At 47.3% G+C, this 20,319-nt stretch carries 21 protein-coding genes; 7 read left to right on the forward strand and 14 right to left on the reverse strand.

Annotation, left to right across the window (positions count from 1 at the left end; translation table 11 throughout):
* Window positions 1-11: 11 nt before the first annotated feature.
* The 13 genes from QFZ51_RS03635 to QFZ51_RS03695 form a co-directional block, all read right to left on the reverse strand.
* Window positions 12-683 carry a hypothetical protein gene (locus QFZ51_RS03635; RefSeq protein ID WP_429043251.1) on the reverse strand — a complete coding sequence of 224 codons (672 nt, stop codon included), beginning with the start codon at window positions 681-683 and terminating at the stop codon, window positions 12-14.
* A gap of 66 nt (window positions 684-749) precedes the next feature.
* Window positions 750-1,697, reverse strand: coding sequence for a UDP-3-O-(3-hydroxymyristoyl)glucosamine N-acyltransferase (locus tag QFZ51_RS03640; protein ID WP_429043254.1), 948 nt, complete (start codon window positions 1,695-1,697; stop codon window positions 750-752).
* Between the two features lie 650 nt (window positions 1,698-2,347).
* Window positions 2,348-3,706, reverse strand: a complete 1,359-nt coding sequence (hemN, locus tag QFZ51_RS03645; protein ID WP_429043257.1) for an oxygen-independent coproporphyrinogen III oxidase — start codon at window positions 3,704-3,706, stop codon at window positions 2,348-2,350.
* Complete coding sequence (locus QFZ51_RS03650) at window positions 3,690-4,418, reverse strand: sulfite exporter TauE/SafE family protein (RefSeq protein ID WP_429043260.1); 729 nt, start codon at window positions 4,416-4,418, stop codon at window positions 3,690-3,692. The genes hemN and QFZ51_RS03650 overlap by 17 nt, the downstream gene beginning before the upstream one ends.
* A 50-nt stretch (window positions 4,419-4,468) precedes the next feature.
* Window positions 4,469-4,906 carry a FixH family protein gene (locus QFZ51_RS03655; RefSeq protein WP_429043263.1) on the reverse strand — a complete coding sequence of 146 codons (438 nt, stop codon included), beginning with the start codon at window positions 4,904-4,906 and terminating at the stop codon, window positions 4,469-4,471.
* Between the two features lie 36 nt (window positions 4,907-4,942).
* Window positions 4,943-6,328, reverse strand: coding sequence for a cytochrome c oxidase accessory protein CcoG (gene ccoG / locus QFZ51_RS03660; protein WP_429043267.1), 1,386 nt, complete (start codon window positions 6,326-6,328; stop codon window positions 4,943-4,945).
* 10 nt (window positions 6,329-6,338) lie between these two features.
* Window positions 6,339-7,406 (reverse strand): cbb3-type cytochrome c oxidase N-terminal domain-containing protein, encoded by a 1,068-nt coding sequence (locus QFZ51_RS03665; RefSeq protein ID WP_429043269.1) that lies wholly within the window; start codon window positions 7,404-7,406, stop codon window positions 6,339-6,341.
* 10 nt (window positions 7,407-7,416) lie between these two features.
* Window positions 7,417-7,596, reverse strand: coding sequence for a CcoQ/FixQ family Cbb3-type cytochrome c oxidase assembly chaperone (locus tag QFZ51_RS03670; protein ID WP_370908929.1), 180 nt, complete (start codon window positions 7,594-7,596; stop codon window positions 7,417-7,419).
* Window positions 7,597-7,607: 11 nt separating this feature from the next.
* A complete protein-coding gene (ccoN, locus tag QFZ51_RS03675) occupies window positions 7,608-9,752 on the reverse strand; it encodes a cytochrome-c oxidase, cbb3-type subunit I (RefSeq protein WP_429043272.1) in 2,145 nt (714 codons plus the stop codon).
* A 30-nt stretch (window positions 9,753-9,782) separates the two neighbouring features.
* On the reverse strand, window positions 9,783-9,941 hold the full coding sequence (ccoS, locus tag QFZ51_RS03680) for a cbb3-type cytochrome oxidase assembly protein CcoS (RefSeq protein ID WP_429043275.1): 159 nt from the start codon (window positions 9,939-9,941) through the stop codon (window positions 9,783-9,785).
* A gap of 6 nt (window positions 9,942-9,947) precedes the next feature.
* On the reverse strand, window positions 9,948-10,265 hold the full coding sequence (locus QFZ51_RS03685; RefSeq protein WP_429043277.1) for a cupin domain-containing protein: 318 nt from the start codon (window positions 10,263-10,265) through the stop codon (window positions 9,948-9,950).
* A gap of 166 nt (window positions 10,266-10,431) precedes the next feature.
* Window positions 10,432-12,870 carry a heavy metal translocating P-type ATPase gene (locus QFZ51_RS03690; RefSeq protein WP_429043280.1) on the reverse strand — a complete coding sequence of 813 codons (2,439 nt, stop codon included), beginning with the start codon at window positions 12,868-12,870 and terminating at the stop codon, window positions 10,432-10,434.
* 95 nt (window positions 12,871-12,965) lie between these two features.
* On the reverse strand, window positions 12,966-13,676 hold the full coding sequence (locus tag QFZ51_RS03695) for a Crp/Fnr family transcriptional regulator (RefSeq protein WP_429043284.1): 711 nt from the start codon (window positions 13,674-13,676) through the stop codon (window positions 12,966-12,968).
* 54 nt (window positions 13,677-13,730) lie between these two features.
* On the opposite strand from QFZ51_RS03695, the gene QFZ51_RS03700 reads away from it, so the two are divergent.
* The 7 genes from QFZ51_RS03700 (at window position 13,731) to QFZ51_RS03730 (ending at window position 19,528) form a co-directional block, all read left to right on the forward strand.
* Window positions 13,731-14,327 (forward strand): pseudouridine synthase, encoded by a 597-nt coding sequence (locus QFZ51_RS03700; RefSeq protein ID WP_429043287.1) that lies wholly within the window; start codon window positions 13,731-13,733, stop codon window positions 14,325-14,327.
* A 142-nt stretch (window positions 14,328-14,469) separates the two neighbouring features.
* Window positions 14,470-15,345, forward strand: coding sequence for a YicC/YloC family endoribonuclease (locus QFZ51_RS03705; RefSeq protein WP_429043290.1), 876 nt, complete (start codon window positions 14,470-14,472; stop codon window positions 15,343-15,345).
* A gap of 15 nt (window positions 15,346-15,360) precedes the next feature.
* Window positions 15,361-15,849, forward strand: coding sequence for a gliding motility lipoprotein GldH (locus QFZ51_RS03710; protein WP_429043293.1), 489 nt, complete (start codon window positions 15,361-15,363; stop codon window positions 15,847-15,849).
* Entirely contained in the window at window positions 15,846-16,865 is a 1,020-nt protein-coding gene (locus QFZ51_RS03715; protein WP_429043296.1) for a sensor histidine kinase, read from the forward strand. Before QFZ51_RS03710 ends, QFZ51_RS03715 begins: the two co-directional genes overlap by 4 nt.
* A 61-nt stretch (window positions 16,866-16,926) precedes the next feature.
* The gene (locus QFZ51_RS03720; RefSeq protein WP_079471554.1) at window positions 16,927-17,637 is read left to right on the forward strand and encodes a response regulator transcription factor; all 711 of its coding nucleotides are present in this window, start codon (window positions 16,927-16,929) and stop codon (window positions 17,635-17,637) included.
* Between the two features lie 221 nt (window positions 17,638-17,858).
* The gene (locus QFZ51_RS03725) at window positions 17,859-18,665 is read left to right on the forward strand and encodes a sensor histidine kinase (RefSeq protein WP_429043299.1); all 807 of its coding nucleotides are present in this window, start codon (window positions 17,859-17,861) and stop codon (window positions 18,663-18,665) included.
* A gap of 116 nt (window positions 18,666-18,781) precedes the next feature.
* On the forward strand, window positions 18,782-19,528 hold the full coding sequence (locus QFZ51_RS03730; RefSeq protein ID WP_429043301.1) for a LytR/AlgR family response regulator transcription factor: 747 nt from the start codon (window positions 18,782-18,784) through the stop codon (window positions 19,526-19,528).
* Here the strand turns inward: QFZ51_RS03730 and QFZ51_RS03735 are convergent.
* A complete protein-coding gene (locus QFZ51_RS03735) occupies window positions 19,523-20,305 on the reverse strand; it encodes a tetratricopeptide repeat protein (RefSeq protein WP_429043303.1) in 783 nt (260 codons plus the stop codon). The two genes, QFZ51_RS03730 and QFZ51_RS03735, sit on opposite strands and share 6 nt — an antisense overlap.
* Between the last annotated feature and the right edge of the window lie 14 nt (window positions 20,306-20,319).

The following is a 20,319-nucleotide window of genomic DNA, read 5'->3' on the forward strand; positions in this document are numbered from 1 at the left end:
GCGCGCGCCACTCAAAAAAGGAATGCAGCGATAGCCGCCGCCAGTGTTTTGGAGAGTTCGGGAGGCGCGTCCCTGCTCATCCATACCCGGGGTTTTTCGCCTGGTATTACTGCTGCGATGGGTTGCCCGCGGTATTGAAACTCGTAGCACACACTTTCGTAGGAATTTACCTTACCAAAACGGTTATGGGCGGTAATGCGTATATCTGTATCCGTAGACCGTAACACGCCTGCCGGTTTGTTTTCATTCAGCTCCAGGTAATGAGGGCTTTTAACGATCATTTCCCAGCGTTTTAATGGCTCATTCCTGGTGCCGTTGATCAATGTGTAGCGAAGGTCCGTAGCTCCCGGCAAACTACTTAAATAAGCCGGCAAGTCGCGGTTGGAGAACACAATGGCTGTAGTGTTCATGGTTTGTATCAACAGGTGTTCCTCGTTGCCGTTCAGATAAAAATTAAAGGCGTTTTTAGGGTCTTTAACGAAGGTGGCTTCCGCTACGCCGTTTTTACGGGAAGTAGAGGAATAAAGGCCAAAAGAAATGGTTTTAGCGCTAAGCCAGCCGTCTTTCACCTTTACCGCCCATTCCTGGTCGCTGGTGTATAGGGATGATTTAACGGCAGTGGGTTTGGTGGTGCTGCAACTCCAAAGTAGCAGGGGGAGTAAGGCGGCAAACAAATACTTCATGAAGCGGGTGGTTTTGAATATGCTGAAACGCCGGGAACAGGTGATATTGTTTCCCGGCGTTGATGATTACCTGGTTTCTTTGAGTTTCTCCCACATCTCGGGGATGCGTTTGATCCAGGCAAGTTCTTTCTTTTTTACCCTGGCATCTTCTACCGGGGAACCAAAATATGTTTTACCTCCTTCCACGGAAGCCGGCACCCCGCTTTGTGCGAGAATAACAGCGCCTTTCCCGATGGTAAGATCTTTATTCACGCCTACCTGTCCCCACAGGATCACATTGTCTTCAATTTTTGCTTTACCGGCAATGCCTACCTGCGCAGCAATGAGGCAATTTCTGCCGATAACGGTACCGTGACCTACATGGATCATGTTATCCAGTTTGGTGCCACGGCCAATGATGGTATCGCCGCTTACGCCTTTGTCGATGGTACAGCCGGCGCCAAGTTCCACATCGCTTTCAATGATCACTCTTCCGCAACTTTCCAGCTTATCATAGATCACTTCACGCTCCGCCCTTTTCTTAAAGTAAAAAGCATCTGCCCCGAGTACCGTTCCTGCATGAATAATTACGTTGTCACCGATCTCACAGTAGTCATAAATCGTTACGTTCGGATGAATGAGACAGTTGCGGCCAATGCGCACATGATTGCCAATGAATACGTTGGGTTGGATAACAGTGCCTTCTCCTATCACGGCGCTGTCGCTGATGGCTTTGGTTGCCGCCTCAAAAGGCCTGAATCTTTTAACCAGTTTTACATATGCACTGAATGGGTCGTCCAGTACCAAAATCGCCTTGCCTTCCGGACAATCTACCTTTTTGTTTATGATAATGATGGTTGCTGCCGACTGCAGACTGGCGTTATAGTATTTCTCAAAGTCAACAAAGGAAATATCTCCCGGTGTAACCTTATGTATTTCATTGATGCCAGTGGCCATCAGGTGGCTGTTGCCAACCAGCTCTGCGCCTATATATGCTGCTATTTCCGTTACTGCAACAGGTGCTTCGAACTTCATATACTCTGAATTATTGAATAATGTTTAAGAGCAACAAAGGTAGTAAATCGGCAATTGCAACCATCAAAATATGAAGGCATGATAACGATGATCGGAAAGTTTCGATCTGCTGTTATCCACAATTATTTTCGTAGTGTGAATAAAATTTTTTGTAAATTTTTTCTTTTGTGATGAAATTCTTTTTAATATTGTGTAGGGAATTTTGTTTCCCTGTACTTACTAACCCATTCACATAACAAGAAAGTCTGATTGTTCCAACGGTCAGACTTTTTTTATTGCCTCTGAAACCCGCATGAATAAAGCGTTACAGCAGATCACATTTTTATCGCACTAAAATTCATCACTACATCTTCTTCTTTCTCATCCCCTTTTCCCGGTAAATGGATAACCCGGCCGACAACCCCGTTTTTTCAAATTTTGGGTTTTTCCGGTCCAAAAGCGAAAAAAAAACGCGGATTTTGTCTTTCCCGCTGATTACGCTGATTATACTGATTACTTTGATTTTACTTTTTGGATTTATAAAAGATTCGGGGAGATATCAGCGAGGATATTCGCTTATATCTCTCTAAATCTTTTCAATCCTTTATAAAATCCAAAAGAGTAAAATCAAAGTAATCAGTATAATCAGCGTAATCAGCGGGAAAGACAAATTATATGGCGTGGCTAAACAATTGTGAATGTGGTACTTGTCGCCACAACCGGGCATCAAAAGCCATACAAATGTTGCGGATAAAAGGCCTCCCCTCAGGCGTTACCACCACCTTCTGAGGCAGTACCTGCACCAGCCCGTCGCGCTCCATCTCCTGCAATCGCTGCAGGCCATCAATGATCGCATCACACTGCGTGTCTGCCTTGTTCCAGGTAGTTTCAAATCGACACATCAGCTCATGAATATGCTTTCGCAGCAACCCGTCTTCTTCGTTCAGGATATGACCGCGTACAACCGGAAACTCCCCTTTGTTCACCAGGTCCTGATAAGCATCCACCTTCTTCTCATTTTGTGCATATGCATACCAGCTGTCGCCAATGGAAGAAGCTCCCAAACCAACCAGCAACGATGTGGGAGAATCAGTATAACCCATGAAGTTCCGGTGCAGCCGCCCTTGCAGGAAAGCTTTGTGCAATGCCTCTTCCGGCAGCGCGAAATGATCCATACCAATCTCCGTATAACCATTGCTGTCGAACAGTAACTTACCCAGTTCATACAACTGCCGCTTCTCTTCAACTTTTGGCAGATCCGCTTCTGTATAACGACGCTGACCGGTTCCCTTTATCCAGGGCACATGTGCATAACTGTAAAAAGAGATCCTGTCGGGGCGTAACCGGACAACCTTATCAATCGTATGCTGCATGCTTGTAAGCGTTTGCAACGGTAAACCATAGATCAGGTCGAAGTTGATGGAGGTAAATCCAATCTTCCTGGCGTTCTCTACTACGGATGCCACCATTCCAAAAGGTTGCAAACGGTTAATGATTTCCTGTACCCGCATATCAAAGTCCTGTATGCCTAAACTGATCCTGCGGAAGCCGAGGGTATACAACGACTGGAGATGCTCCGGTGTGGTATTGCCCGGATGACCTTCGAAGCTTAAACTGGCGTCAGGCAATAGCTCCGCAGTGCGGTAAATGCCATTCAGCAACATCGCCAGATGCGCTGCACTGAAAAAGGTAGGTGTGCCTCCGCCAAGATGTATTTCCCGGATGCGCGGACGCCCGCCGAAAGTATCCACATACAGCTGCCACTCTTTCAGCAGGGTTTCAATATAAGGCCCCTCTACCCCGTGGTTAACGGTGATGTGTTTATTACAACCGCAATACGTACACATACTCTCACAGAAAGGCAGGTGAATGTATAAGCTGATCCCATCTTTACCGTTCGATTCGAGGAATGATTTTTTCAACAGCGTTTTCCACTTCTCCGGATGAAAAGTTTGCTCTTCCCAATAGGGAACAGTAGGGTAACTGGTGTACCGCGGTGCGGCTACGTTATATTTACTGATGAGGCTCATGATGTAATGGTTTATGACAACAATTTTCAACTACATGTTCACTATTGGGCGTCAGCACCGGGCTGATGTAAGGAATGCCCAGGTTTAGTCCCCGGAGGATCAGCAACACGCCCATGATGCTGATCACCACCGGTATCAAACTGCGCATCCGGTTGCGCACCTTCATATTGACCAGGTGACTGAACCAGGTAATACCCACCATTGCAGGTAAAGTACCTGCACCAAAGGCAGCCATGAACAACATCCCTTTCAGCACATCACCGGAGGCAACGGCGCCGGCAATACCGAGGTACACGAGTCCGCATGGAAGGAGTCCGTTCAGAAAGCCAATGGCATATAAAGTATGGAAGCGTTGTTGCCTTAACAGGCTGCCCAGCCGGAATTTTATTTTTGAAGTGAAAATATCTGGGAGATGCCTGCCTTTTGTTAATCTTATGCCGGCGTATTTCAATATTACCAGCACAAGCAATAAGCTGCCGGTGATGATCGACAACCATTGCTGTAATCCACCCAGGTATAACTGTTTGCCCAGCCATCCAAAAAGCAATCCGAGGATGGCATAAGCACTGATGCGGCCCGCGTTGTATAACAGTATGCCCCCTAATTTGCGGATACCGTTAAGATGTTGTACCGGCAGCGTTGATGCAATAGGACCACACATACCTATGCAGTGAAAGCTGCCCACAAAACCAAGTATAAATGAAGCGATCATAATGCGTATATCTTTTGTAATTTTTTAAATAACTATCCTGCTCCGTTATTTCAATTAATATTTACCAGTTGTTCCTGGTAGTATGGCTGGTCGTTCATCGTCCATGCTATCTTCACTTTATAGGGCCCCCTGATGAATAATTGCCGGCTCACTAACTGCCGTCCCGATTGATCCGGTTGAAGCGGCATCAATACATCCTTGCCGGAATCAGAAGGCCGGTAAAAGGTTACTTTACCGTTGAGCGCTTTGTTCCGCAGCTCAGATGGAAGAGAAATCATTACACCTGCGTCTTCCTGGGATATAGTAACAGGAGCAGATAACCTTGCGGCATTTTCTTTTCCATCAATTACCTGCTGGTATTTCAATTCTTCGCTGTAGTAATCAGGCGTTACCATATCAATCCTGGTACGCATGCTTTTGGTAACAAGCGTCAGAATGCCGGCGGCAAATACTACAAACACTATAATGATCTTATGTCCCCAGTTCATGGTAATAATTTTTTAAGATGTGAATGAGCTGTCTTATTATTGTACCGGTCCTAAAAACGTGGTGCGTAAACGGGTAATCCTTTTGTTGTGTTCATACAGCCCGATGTATAAAGTTGACTTACGCTGATGCACGGAAGCTTTGGGCAATACAATAAAGAAAGTACCCTCCCCCTGCCCTTCGGCCTTTATATGAATCACGGCATTGCCTATCATGGACACCACTCCGTTTTCGTTTTCCAGTTTCAACCCGAGCGGAATATCCCGGCCGGTTTTATTGAGGAGTTTAATACGGTACAGGTTCGACAAGCTATCAGCGCCTCTTTCCTGGTACAACATACCTGCTGTGCGCATAATAGTGCCGCTCACCGGTTTCCGGCTGCCCAGCATAAAGCTGATGGCAGTGAGCAATACCACCAATACCCCGGAGTATACTTTGAGCCGCGGCGTAAACCGCAGCTTTTGTTTGCTGGCGATGCCGTTTTCGGAAGCATACCGGATCAGTCCTTTCGGCCGGCCGGTTTGTTCCATCATGAAATCGCATGCATCAATACAGGCGGTGCAGTTCACACACTCCAGCTGGGTGCCGTTCCGTATATCTATTCCCGTAGGGCAAACCTTCACGCACTGCATACAGTCGATGCAATCGCCGTGTGCCCTGGAATCGTCTTTACGGAACTTTCCACGGGGCTCTCCCCTTTCGTAATCGTACGCCACCAAAATGGAGTTCCTGTCCAGCAATACCCCCTGCAAACGGCCATACGGACATACAATCGTGCAGATCTGCTCCCTCATAAAGGCAAATACGCCATAGAACACGCCTGAGAACATGATGATGGCGATAAAGCCGCCGGTGTGTGCAGATAACGGCTCGGTGATGATCTTACCCAGCGCTTTAGCCCCGATGACATAGGAGAGGAATATATTGGCAATGAGAAATGACAGGGCATAGAAGGCAATGTGCTTCCCTGTTTTCCGCATGATTTTATTGGTATTCCATGGCGACTGCTGCAGCATTTTTTGCGCAGCGGCATCTCCCTCTATCCAGTATTCCAGGCGGCGGAATAACAGCTCCATAAAAATGGTTTGTGGGCACATCCACCCGCAGAAGAGCCTTCCAAAGGCCATCGTAAACACTACAATAAAAAGAATGAATGCCAGCATAGCCAGCCCGAAAATGAAGAAGTCCTGCGGCCAGAAGATGGCGCCCCAAAGGATAAACTTTCCCTCCACCACATTCAGCATAAATAAAGGCCGGCCATTTATGGAAATAAACGGCAGGCTGAAGAAAACACTAAAATACAGGAGACTCACCCAACTGCGGATATTATACCAGCGGCCTTTCGGCTGCTTTGCGTATATCCAGTTGCGTTTGCCTTGCCCGTCAACGGTAGCTATTGTATCTCTGAAGGTGCTGTTAGCCATAACTGCTGCTTTATTCTTTCTGTCCCTGTGGTTCTTTGGCATTCGGCGGATTAGTGCCGCGTAACGTTTTGATATAGCAGGCTACCTGCGCCAGTTGTTTGGGCGAAAAATCTTCCTGCCAGGATTTCATTCCTTTATCGGCCACGCCGTATTTTATTGTTTTAAACACGTCATTGAGTTTGCCGCCATGCAGCCAGTAGTCGTCGGTGAGATTGGGCCCTACTACACCCTGTCCCTGCGGGCCATGACAAGGCGCGCAGTTGGAAACGAACATCTTTTGCCCGGCAGCGATATCAGCCGGATCGGTGAGCATGACTACATTGTTTTCATCGATGTTATTGGCGGCTTTTTTCAGGTATTCCTGTTTGGCAACAGCCGCTTTTTCTTCTTCTGCCGCCAGCTCTTCCAGCTGGCTGGGCGCCGAGTGAGTAACTTCTGTACGCCAGAAGTATACGATGCCAAAGCAAACGGTGAATACAAATCCCCATTTCCACCAGGGAGGTGTAGGGTTATTGAGTTCATGGATGCCATCAAAATCATGGCCCATGTCTTCCTCTGCTTCTGCCACCGCATCCACGGTCCGTGTTTTATTGATTTTTTCCAGCCATGATACCCGGGGTTTACCAGGCGCCACTGCTTTCGCGGGTGTACGTTTTCTTTTGATACCCACCAGGTAGCGCAACAGGAATAAAAGACTGATGATCACCGCCAGTTCCAGTATAATAACTGATATCAGCAGGTAGAAAGAAGTTTGCGACAGCCTCGTAAAATAAGGACTGGCAGCAGTAGTGGCCGTTTGTGCAAAAGCGTTGCTGCTCAGGAGTGACAGCATAACAACACCACCAGTTATTAAAGCTTTACCGGCATCTTTCTTCATCTTTTCCCTGAAAATATCCATAGCGCCCAGCACCGCATTGGCCAGGATGCCGATAGCCAGTAATAGTCCTCCTGCTACCACCAGTAATACCAGGGCTACCGGGTCAGATAATTCTGAAGGGGTCCCCGCTCCGCCATCTGCAAAGGCAGGGATACTGCATAATAAACCGCCGGTGAGTAGCTGTATAAACTGTTTATTCATTGTTTTTCTTTTATTGGGCATTTGTGTCGTCATTATCTAAAGGAATACGGCTGATATGATCCACCATTTTCTTATCGGCTTTAAAAGCCCATAGCGAGGCCGCCACAAAAAAAGTGGTAAACAACAGCAGCGATGCCATCGGGTAAATACTGATACCGGCTATAGATCCCAGGTAATTAATGAACTTCATGACGTTGCGGTTTAGAATTCAGTGTTATTGGCTACCGGTGCAGGTTTTGGGGCCGACTTAATATCTTTCCCCATCCTTTGCAGGTAGGCTATTAATGCAATAATTTCACGATCTGCTTTAATGGGCAGCTTATCCTTTTGCAGGGATGCGGCAATGCCCTGTGCCTGTTTCTCCAGGTCGGCAATAGCCTGTTGCTCGTAGCCGGCTGCATAAGGTACCCCCAGTTTCCGCATCACGTTAATCATGGCCGGCGTTTTACTTTTATCCACTCTTTCTTCAAAGAGCCAGGGATAAGCAGGCATAATAGAACCCGGCGACATGGATGTAGGATCGAGCATGTGATTAAAGTGCCAGGAGTCCGGATACTTGCCGCCAATACGCGCCAGATCGGGACCCGTACGTTTGGAACCCCATTGGAAAGGATGGTCGTATATAAATTCGCCGGCTTTGGAGTATTCGCCATAGCGGGCCACTTCATCCCGGAATGGACGGATCATCTGTGAGTGGCAGTTGTAGCAACCTTCTCTCAGGTAAATATCGCGACCGTGTAATTCCAGCGGCGTATATGGTTTTACGCTGCTGATAGTAGGAATATTGCTGCGGATCAGGAAGGTGGGCATCATTTCCAGCAGGCCGCCAACGGCTACCACTACCAAACTGAATACCACCAGTTGTATAGGGCGGCGTTCTATCCAGTTGTGCCAGTGCGCTTTACCATGTGTAACAATCTCTTTGGGTAATGCAGGTGCTTCCGCTGCTTCGTTGGCAATAAATGCACCTTTGCGGATTGTTCTGGTAAGGTTTACAATCATCAGTATCAGGCCGCTGATATACAACATGCCACCTACCGCACGCAGCGCATACATCGGAACAATGGTGGTAACTGTTTCCATGAACTGGTACTTCAGTTGTCCTTCTTCGGTAAACTGTTTCCACATCATACTCTGTGTAAATGCCGCCCAGTAAAGCGGGATTACATAAAAGATAATGCCCAGTGTACCGATCCAGAAATGCGTATTGGCCAATTTGCGGGAGAAAAGCTGCGTACCAAAAATGCGCGGGATCATCCAGTAAAGGATACCAAATGTGAGGAACCCATTCCAGCCCAATGCGCCAACGTGAACGTGTGCAATGGTCCAGTCGGTGTAATGACTGATGGCATTCACATTTTTCAGTGACAGCATCGGTCCTTCAAAAGTGGCCATACCGTAACAGGTAAGCGCTACCACAAAAAATTTAAGGATAGCATCCTCCCTCACCCGGTCCCAGGCGCCGCGCAGGGTCAGCAGGCCGTTGAGCATACCACCCCAGGATGGAGCGATCAGCATAATGCTGAAAGCCGTTCCCAACGATTGGGCCCATTCGGGCAAAGCGGTGTACAGCAGGTGATGCGGGCCGGCCCAGATATAAATAAATATCAGCGACCAGAAGTGGATGATGGACCAGCGATACGAGTACACCGGCCTGTTGGCGGCCTTAGGTACAAAATAGTACATCAGCCCCAGGTAAGGCGTGGTGAGAAAAAACGCCACCGCATTATGTCCGTACCACCACTGTACCAGCGCATCCTGTACACCCGCATACCAGCTGTAACTCTTGAACAGGGATAAAGGGAATTCGAAAGAGTTAATAATATGTAGCATGGCAATAGCTACCCAGGTGCCGATATAGAACCAGATAGCTACGTATAAATGTGATTCGCGCCTGCGCAGGATAGTACCCAGCATGTTGGCGCCAAACACTACCCAGATAAGGGTGATGGCAATATCAAAGGGCCATTCCAGCTCTGCATATTCTTTGCCGGTAGTGTAGCCCAGGAACAGGGTGAGGGCGCCGCCGGCGATGATGGCCTGCCAGCCCCAGAAATGTATTTTACTCAGCAGATCACTGAACATGCGGGCTTTACAAAGCCGTTGCAGGGAATAATATACTCCCATGAAAATACCATTGCCCACAAATGCAAAGATGACGGCATTGGTATGTACGGGTCTTAACCTGCCAAAAGTAATGGGGGCAAATCCCATGTTAAGGCCGGGGATCACCAGCTCCAGCGCTGCCCATAAACCGGCCAGCATGCCTATCAGCCCCCAGAACATACAAGCGTAGGCAAACCATTTCACCGTGCGGTTGTCGTAATAAAATTTTTCGAGTGACATAGTGGTATTTAAAGGTGTTGATAAATGCGTTTATTCGTTAACGTTATCTGGCTTGTCCTCGAAGAGGATGCGGTGCGCCGGTGAAAAATCATCTTCAAACTGCCCGTTTTTTACTGACCAGATAAATGCTGCCAGGAACCCTATGGCTACCAGTAAACTAGCACCGAGTAAAATGATGATAACGCTCATGGCTATTTATTTAATGAGAATAAACCTGGCTGTTTCCAACGCCTGCAGGGCATGTATTTCGTTGGCGCCAAAGGAAAAAACATCGCCGGATTCCAGGATGGTTATTTCTTCGTTGAGCATAAATGCGATCCTCCCTTCCAGTATAAGGATCATGGCATGGGCCGGCGATGTATGCGGCGGAATCTGGTGCCCCTGCTGCATAATGAGCAGGGTGGCATCAAAGCGTTTTGTTTTCAGGATAGCACAACTCTTCACTTTTTCATTTCCCGCTATCTGCATTACGTTCATTCCTTTCATGGATGGTGTATTGTGATGTAATGCCATACTTCTTTTCCGGCATGCCTCACCCGTTGCGTGTAAACAGCCTTTTCAGCGGCTGTTTACACGCCCATTTCATCCGGGCTTATCTGAGGTTGGGCTTAGATTTATTGTGTATGTTTCATGTGATAGCAAAGGTAACAGTAGTGCACCTTTACTACTATGACTTTACTCAATCAGGAATATGACTTTTATCATTCATTTGCTGTAGTGCATTGCTGTAAAGCTTTTTGCCCTGCCATTCGCTGCAACCGAAAGTGATCAGGATAATGCTGATAGAGCTGGCTGGCATCAGGACAGCGGCTACCAGCGGCGATAAAATTCCCTGCACCGCAAAGTATAAACCGGTGATGTTATAGAGGAGCGACAATACAAAACTAAAGAGGATAATACGCTTGTTGGCTTTGCATAAGCGGATGAAAGAAAACAGCAAAGGCAGTTGATCCGCATGCAGTATACCATCGCTGGCAGGCGTAAAGTTGTTGCTGTCTTCTGTTAATGAAATACCAATATCACTTTGTTTCAGCGCACCGGCATCATTTAATCCATCACCAATCATCATTACCTTTTTTCCTTTTTTTTGGAGGGAGATAATGTAAGCGAGTTTATCTGCCGGTTGTTGCTCAAAAAGAAGGGTGGCATCGTTGCCCATCAACCGACCTAATTGCGGGAGCGTATGATTATTATCTCCTGATAGTACAGATAATGGGTAAGAAGTTTGCAGCTGCTGCATCAGTTGCCGTAAACCATTCCGGTAGCTGCTGCGGATAGTAAATAATCCGTACAGTTTTTCGTTGATAGATACGTACACCACGCTTCCTTCCTGCTCACTTTTGTGGTGTGCGCCCGTGAAGCCTGCATTGCCCAGCCGGATAAAAAATCCATCTACCCATCCGCATACACCTTTGCCTGTAAAGTGCTGGAAGTCGTGGATATGCCGCGATGCGGGATCCCCGCAATACTGAACAATGGCCCGGCTTAAAGGATGGGTGGACTGCGCTGCAAGGGTAGCTATCATCACTTCCTGTATAGGTGTAAGCGCATTGCCGTAGTAGATAACGGAGCTGCCTGTTTTGCCGGTGAGTGTGCCGGTTTTGTCGAATACAATATGTGTGGCGTTGGCCATGTTTTCAATGGCTTGTGCATTACGCAGGTAAAACCGGTGCCGGCTGAGGATTCTTAAAATATGTCCGTTGGTAAATGAAGATGCCAGCAGCAGGGCACAGGGGCAGGCAATGATCAGGATGGCGGTAACAGCAGGCCATACACGCGCAGGTTCATTCACCCACCAGTAAGCGGCAGTAGCAGCTGCAATCAACAACACCGCCCACGTAAAATAGCGGCTGAGCAGGTGAACAAAAGACACTTGTTTTTCCGCTTTATTTTTCAGTTCATCACGGTTCCATAAGCTGGTCAGGTAACTCTGCGCTACCTCTTTAATGGTAAGTATTTCGAGGTTACCATTAAGCTGTCTGCCGCCGGCATAAATAATTTCCCCGATCGATTTGCTGACCGGCACCGATTCTCCGGTTACAAAGCTGTAATCTATCAGGGCTTTCCCTCTTACAATAATGCCATCTGCCGGTACCAGTTCATTGTTGTGAATACGGATGGTATCGCCGGTTTTCAGCTCAGGAAGCGTGGTAGGAATTTCTTTATCTTCCCTTATAACGCTTACGGCTATAGGAAAATAGGCAGTATAATCCCGGTCAAACGAAAGCCCCTGGTAAGTTTTATCCTGTAATATTCTTCCTATCAGCATAAAAAATACGATGCCTGTCATGGAATCAAAATACCCCGGCTGACCGTTAATTACTTCCACAAAGCTGCGTATAAAAGTAACGAAGATGGCGAGCACAATAGGCACGTCTATATTGAGGAATCCATGCTTTAACCCGTTCCGGGCCGGTTTATAAAATGCCTGTGCGCTGTAAAGCAATACCGGCAATGCCAGCACCAGGTTCATATACCGGAACAGGCGGTTAAATATTTCATCAAGACCACCGGCGCTGGCAAAATAATCGGGAAAACTCAGCAACATGATATTGCCGAAGCAAAAACCCGCCACGCCCAGCTGGTATACCAGCTGCCGGTTAACCGCCGGTTTTTTGCGTTGCAGATCCTGCAGGCTGATGTACGGTTCATACCCGATAGCGGTTAATATTTCTGCCACCCTTCTTAAAGAGGTGCCGGTATGTGAGTAGATGATCAATACCTCTTTCTTACTAAAATTAACGGTGACCCGCTGTACCTCTTTCTCCAGCCGGTGCAGGTTTTCCAGCAGCCATAAACAGGAACTGCAATGGATTTGCGGGATGTAAAAGGAAACATGCGTGTGGGTATCATCCCTGAATAGATAGAGTTGTTGCGCTATTTTTTCGTCATCGAGGAAAGCAAACTTATCGCTTCGCACGGCTACCCGCTGACTGATACCAGGTTTGCTGTTAAGATGGTAGTATTCACAAAGGTCGTATTGGTTCAGTATTTCGTATACCGTTTTGCATCCCATACAGCAGAATACTTTATCCTGCAGGGTGATATCGTTGTCAGTACAGTTTTCCCCGCAGTGATAGCAGGTGGTATTGGTTTGAACATGCGAAGAAACGGCCATCAGTCAATAGTTGTGTTATTGCAAAAGTACCGGTCGCGGCAGAAGGGCGCAATGATATGCGTCAAGCGGGAATATGATATTTGTCAGGATTGGGGCTACTCCTGCAGGTTTGCAGTTCTGATAATTTCGGCCAGGTCAAGCAGGCGGATCTTTTTGCCTTCCAGTTCTATCATGCCATCTTTTTTGAATTCAGAAAGCAGCCTGATAGCGGATTCTGTGGCTGTGCCTACGAGGTTGGCAATTTCTTCACGGGAGAGGCGTACGCTGAGGGTGTGGCCATCTGCTTCCAGTCCGTAAGTTTCTTTGATAAAAAGCAGGGTTTCTGCGAGGCGTTCCCGTACCGGCTTTTGTGCCAGGTGGGTTATTTTCAATTCGGCTTTGCGCAGTTCGCTCGATAAGATGCGCATCATTTCAAATGACAGGGATGCATCTTTCTGCAGAATATTGAGAAACAGGTCTTTAGGTATAAAGCAGATAGAAGAATCTTCGAGGGCTGTGGCGGTAGCAGTGTACCTTTCGTTGCTCAGCAGGGCTTTGTAGCCCATGATATCGCCGTCTTTGACCAGGCGTATAATCTGTTCCCGGCCGTCATCACCACTGTGCGAGAGCTTTATTTTACCGTCGTTTACGCAGTACACACCGAAGGGATAGGCTCCTTCATGGAAGATAACCTGTCCTTTCCTGTATACGGAGCATACTTTGGCTTCTGCAATCTGATCGAGATTGCATTGTTCCGCCTTGCAGAATATTGATGAGAAGCGATCCTTGCAATGATGACATGAAGGATTGTGGAACGATGTAGCCATAATCAATTTGCAAAAGTACTAATTTACGGCTCCTTAACCAAAGCAAAAGCATTCGTGTCTCTTTATTATTATATTATATATAAACCATATGAAGTGTTAACCCGGTTTACACCGGAAGGTAACAAGGCCTGCCTGGCGGATTATTTTAAGGTTCCTTCGGATGTATATCCCGTAGGGCGCCTGGATTACGACAGCGAAGGGCTGCTGATCCTTACAAATGATAAGACATTGAACCAGCAACTGCTATTGCCGCAGCATGCCCATGAACGGGAGTACTGGGTGCAGGTGGATGGCGCTGTAACTGCGGAGGCGGTGGAGCAGTTGGCGGCAGGGGTGCAGATCAATGTAGATGGTAAGATGTACCGCACCAAACGGTGCCGGGCAGAAATATTTGAGGAAGAACCGTTGTTGCCGCCACGGAACCCGCCCATCCGTTTCCGTAAAAGTATTCCCGCACCATGGATCAGGATGGTGCTGCAGGAAGGCAAAAACAGGCAGGTGCGACGGATGACTGCCGCCGTTGGCTTTCCTACGTTGAGGCTTGTCCGTTACCGCATGGAAGATATCACCATTGCAGGCATGCAATCAGGAGAGATGGTGGAGATGAGCAAAGAAGAGATCTACAGGAAGTTAAAGCTAAGGGCAAAGTAGTGATGGCGGCTCTCAGCGCACTATTGGCATAGTCGCGCCTCTGAGGTGGGGCTGCAGCTCCCGTCCTCCTGCACCCGCTTTTTGCTTTAAGCTTTATGCTTTCAGCTTTTTTAACTAGGTTTGTCACCTACAAATTTCTATTATGCTGAAATCAATGACCGGCTTCGGAAGGGCAGAAAGCGCAAGAGGCGAAACTAGTATCGTAGTGGAGATCAAATCGCTGAATGGAAAGCAGTTTGAGGTGAATCTGAAGTTTTCTCCTTTGTTAAGACCCTATGAATTTGACATCCGTACCCTAATGCAGCAAACGTTGCAGCGCGGCACCCTTGATGCAACGATCAATATCCGCCAGAATGGCGCCACCCGCCCGGTTGTGATCAATACAGACCTTGCAAAATATTATTACCAGTCTATCACCATGCTGGCCAACCAGCTGGAACTCCCCCAGGGAGATATGCTCAACGTGCTGATGAAATTACCGGAAGTGGTAAGTCCGGCTTCAGAGCAAATGACCGAAGAAGAATGGAAAGATGTGGAAGATACACTGCGTGAAGCCCTGATCGACCTGGATACACATCGCCAGGATGAAGGCCTCATGCTGGAAGCCGATCTGCAGCTACGCATAGAAAACATCGATAGCTATATGCAGAAGGTCCGCGAACTGGACCCCCTCCGTAAAGACCGTATCCGTCAGCGCCTCGAAGGATTGCTGGCCGAGCATGTAGGAAAAGAAAATGTGGATGGCAACCGCCTGGAACAGGAACTGATCTTCTATCTGGAAAAGCTGGATATCTCTGAAGAACTCTCCCGCCTGGAAAACCACCTCCGTTATTTCACGGAAATACTGAAAGACAGTGACTCTGCCAAAGGCAAGAAACTGGGGTTTGTGTTACAGGAAATAGGCCGTGAAATCAACACTACCGGTTCCAAAGCCAATGATGCCGGTATACAGCAATGGGTGGTGCTGATGAAAGATGAACTGGAAAAAGCCAAAGAACAAGTATTAAACGTTTTATAGTAAGGCGAATACCGTATGAACAAACTTTTCCTGGCCACAGCAGGCTTATTACTTTTGGCTGCCGCCTGCATGCCGCCTAAAATGGACACTTACGAGAAAAACCTGGAGATCCCCAGGCATGAGTGGGCATATGATTATAAACCGTCTTTTGAAGTAAAAATACAACCGGAAGATACTGCGTACCTTTACAATATCTGTGTGAACGTAAGGCATACGGATGCTTATCCATACAGTAATATCTGGTTACTGGTAGGTACACAGTATCCAGGCGACAGCACCATAAAGGAACAACGGGTGGAACTGCCGCTCGCAGATGTAACGGGCAAATGGTCCGGTACCGGACTGGATGATATTTATGAACATCGTATCTTCATTCAGCAACGGGCTGTTTTTAATAAACCAGGGACCTATAAGTTTACCTTTGAACAAAATATGCGGCAAAATCCGCTTCCCCACGTAATGAATGTTGGCTTGCGGATTGAGAAAGCCGGCACAAGGCCATGATGAAAAGAATTTCCAATAAAATGCAGGAAGGGAAATCCGTTTCCTTCGTTTATTTTTTAGTAATGGCGTACACAATTGCCGCACTGGTTTGGTGGGGCATTTTGCTGTTCAGGCAAAGTGAACAGATCCGCCGCTTTGAACAACAAAACCTTTCTTTGCGGGTAGACAGCCTCGCACAACCGGCAGAACATCAGCTGCAACTGGAGCGGATCAACAAAGAAGAGCGTATGCGCTCTTTTAAATACCTGGGCGAGGGCCTCATCTTTTTAGGGATCATTTTACTCGGCGCACTCTTTGTATACCGGGCTGTATGGAAATATATGAAGCTCAGCAGGCAGCAACAGAATTTTATGATGGCGGTAACACATGAACTGAAATCACCCATCGCTGCCGCCAAACTGAATCTCGAAACCATCCGTAAACATAAACTCGAAGAAGAAAAACAACTGAAGCTGATCAATAATACGATCCGTGAAACCAACCGCCTCGACCAGCTGTGCAACAACATCCTGCTGGCGGCGCAACTGGAAACACATAAATACGAGGTGTTTAAAGAACCGCTGGATTTTTCAGCCCTGATAGAAAACAGTATCAAAGACCTCGATGGCCGCATTGGTACCCATCAGATCATCGCGGATATTTTACCGGACGTATGGATGGACGGCGATAAGCTGACTTTACAAATTGTACTAAGCAACCTGGTGGAGAATGCCGCGAAATATGCCCCGAAAAATACCACCATCTCTGTAAAACTATTTGAAAGTAACCAGCAACTGAAATTACAGGTGATCGACGAAGGCCCGGGCATCCCGGAAGAAGAGAAAAGCAGGATCTTCCTGAAATTTTACCGTGTGGGTAACGAAAATACCCGCAAGGCTAAAGGCTCCGGACTGGGCCTGTTCCTGACCGCTAAAATCGTGGAACAGCACCACGGACGCATTGAAGTAAAAGACAATGTACCTGCCGGCAGCTGCTTTGAAATATCATGGCCTGAATATTCCGTTCAAACGGCGTAAATTAGATGACGGATTGATGAATACCGGAATCCGGATTCGATGTAAAATCAAACAATAACACATGAAGGAAGCGACAAAGGCATCAATACTGCTGGTGGAGGATGAAGAAAATCTCCAGGAAGCCCTGAAGCTGAACCTGGAGCTGGAAGGTTACGAGGTCACCGCAGTGGACAACGGCACTGCTGCTCTCAAAGCAGTAAAAAACGAATATTTCGATCTCATTATACTGGACATTATGCTGCCTGAAATGGATGGTATCGCGGTATGCGAAAACATCCGTATTCAGAATAATGAAATCCCCATCCTTTTCCTGAGCGCCAAAAACAGCAGCGCCGATCGCGTGCTGGGCCTCAAAAAGGGTGGCGATGACTATATGACTAAACCCTTTAACCTGGAAGAACTCCTGTTAAGGGTGGAAAAACTCATCGTAAAAAATAAAAAGATCCAGGACAAAGACAGCGTACCCAACGTATACCGCTTCGGCGATAATGTAATCGACTTTGCCGCGCAGGAATGCGTTGGTAAAGATGGAAAACACTACGAACTGAGTAAGAAAGAAGCCATGCTGCTGAAACTGCTCATCGAAAATAAGGGCGAAGTAGTTACCCGCGAAAAAATCCTCCAGGTGGTTTGGGGTTATAACGTATATCCTACTACCAGGACCATCGACAACTTTATCCTCAATTTCCGTAAGTATTTTGAAGAAGATAGCCGGAATTCCCGCTATTTCCACTCCGTAAGAGGAGTGGGCTATAAGTTTACGGAAGCCTAAATACCAGCCGTTTGGCAAATGCAGCAGTAGATAAGTATAACCATCTTTGCTGTATTTGCTAAAGGCTAAATACCTGTAGCAAACAGCCACTTTTCACCTCATTCTCCCCAGTTTCCTTTAAAATCCGACCTCGTAGTAAATCCCACTTTATAGTGGAGATTAATTAGCCGATATTTATTGAGCTTATAAGCGTAGAGAAGTACTTCCTATAAACCTAGTTAGTGACACATTATACCGATATCGTCTTTGCTGCGGAGTGGCCCTTCTGGCTGTTTTTTTTGTTAAGTCTCGTTACCCTAATAGTATTTTTTACCCTGCGGGAAAGAAGAATCAGGAGAGCCTCAGCGAAAGAAATCACCAAGAACCATGCGTTGATTAACCTGGAGCTACATGCTTTCCAGGCGCAGATGGACCCTCATTTTATTTTTAATAGCCTCAATGCTATTCACCACTACATCCTTACCACCAGTACGGACATGGCCTCCCTTTATCTCACCCGCTTTTCGCGCCTCATGCGCCTCATGATCGGTAATTTCAATAAAGAATGGATTTCCCTGCAGGATGAACTGGATGCCCTGGAACTGTATATCCAGCTGGAACAGCTGCGCTTTGATGAACAGTTCGATTACCAGCTCATCATAATGCCGGAAGTAAACCGGCAGTTTACCCTCATCCCTCCCCTGATCATCCAACCCTATGTGCAATATGCCATCTGGCACAGGATCCTGCTGCGCCCCGAAAAATCAGGCGGACTGCTCCGGATCACCATCTCCAAAGAAAATGACCGGCTCCAGATCCAGCTGGAAGATAATGGGATACTGATCACTGAAATGCTCGACAGCACCGGCGAACGGCAGGCCTCCGGCATCGATATCGCTTCGGAACGGCTGTACATGATGAGCGAGAAATATCACATGCAGGCCAGCATCAAATCCCTGCAGATGTATGACGAAGAGCGTGAACCCTCCGGTAACCGCCTTATTATCAGCATGCAACATGTTGCCGCCCGGCAGTCCCTGGCCGGATAGCCTGAATTGGAAATGTCCGGCAAATTGCTTAATTTCTACATGGATTAATAGAATCAATGACCATATACTTTCCACAACAGTAAATCTGAAACCACCTTTCATTAATCTGATCTCAAATGCGTACCATTATCGTGGACGACGAGAAGCATAGTCGGGATGCGCTGCACATGATGCTGGAGAGATATTGCCCGCAAGTTTCTGTACAAGCCGTTTGCAGCAGTGGTCCTGAAGCCCTGACTGCCATTCATGAACTACATCCCGAACTGGTATTCCTGGATATCGAAATGCCGGGAATGGATGGTTTTCAGGTGCTGGAAGCCAGTGAATATCACTCCTTTGCCGTTATTTTCATCACTGCCTATGATCAGTATGCCCTGCAGGCTATTCATCACAGCGCGTTAGATTATCTTCTCAAACCCATCGATAGCCAGGAATTAAAAGACGCAGTGGAAAAAGCCAGCACCCAATCCACCGTTATTACCGCCGGAAAAGTAGAAGACCTTCTCCGCTTTCTGCAACAGCACCTCAACCAGGACGAACGGCTGGCATTGCCCACGTCAGACGGACTGCGCATGGTAGTTGCAAAGAACATTATTTATTGCAAAGGTGCGGGCATGCAAACCCGGTTGCATTTACAGGAGCCGGAAAAGCCCGTAATGGTATGCCGCACGCTCGTGGAAATGGAGCAATGGCTCGCAGATAAAGGATTTTTCCGCGTACACAGCAGCTTCCTTATCAACCTGTCTTTTATGGAGAAATATATTAAAGGAGATGGCGGGGAGATCATTATGTCCGATGGCTACAGCGTTCCGCTGGCACGGGACAAGAAACAGGACTTCCTGCAAAGGATCGAAAGACTATAACCGCCTGATATAGTTACAACTGATCCAGCCGTTTTTCCCATCGGCCAGTTCAATCTTACAGAAGTCGCGTGTGGCATCGGTGATACGCACTTTCATGCCCTCTCCCACTTCAAAGGCATCCTTGCTGTTTTCATCAGGCGACGTTTTGGCCCTGATGTTACCGTTCATTACAACACCCGCTTCATGGTTGTTGGACCACAGGTAAGTATCTACAGACATGATCAGGTATAAGGCACACAATACTCCCAACACATAAGTGCCCCAGCGCAAAAATTTATTTCTCCATCCGGGGGTATATACATTGAGCATAATGGCGGCAATAAACAACCAGAAAAGCAGGATGGTGCCAATAGCCCAGCCGTTGGCTTTATGAAGATGTTGCAATTGTAACCACCATTGCTGGAAAAATACCATCGGCAGCTCTTCCACAAAACCATTTACTTTCTGATTGGCAATAGCGAGGTTATGTTTCACCGCAGCGTCATTGGGCGACAACTGCAATGCTTTCTCATAGTTATAAACAGCCTGCCCGGTTTTACCTGCTTTGTACCAGGCATTGCCGGCATTAAAGTAAAGTGCCTTCTGCGTATGACCTTCATCCAGCAACTGCTGGTAAAGCCTGGCAGCTTCTGTAAACTTGCTCTGGTTAAAGAGTTTGTTCGCTTCTTCAAACCGTTGTTGCTGATTCTGTGGCGGCGTTTGTGCGCGGCTTCCGGTGAAAGAGAGCAGGCATATAACAGCCAATAATACCGGTTTCATTTTTCTGTAGTTCAGCATTTCGCCTTTCGTTA

The sequence above is a fragment of the Chitinophaga sp. W3I9 genome, assembly GCF_050434025.1.
Lineage (GTDB): Bacteria > Bacteroidota > Bacteroidia > Chitinophagales > Chitinophagaceae > Chitinophaga.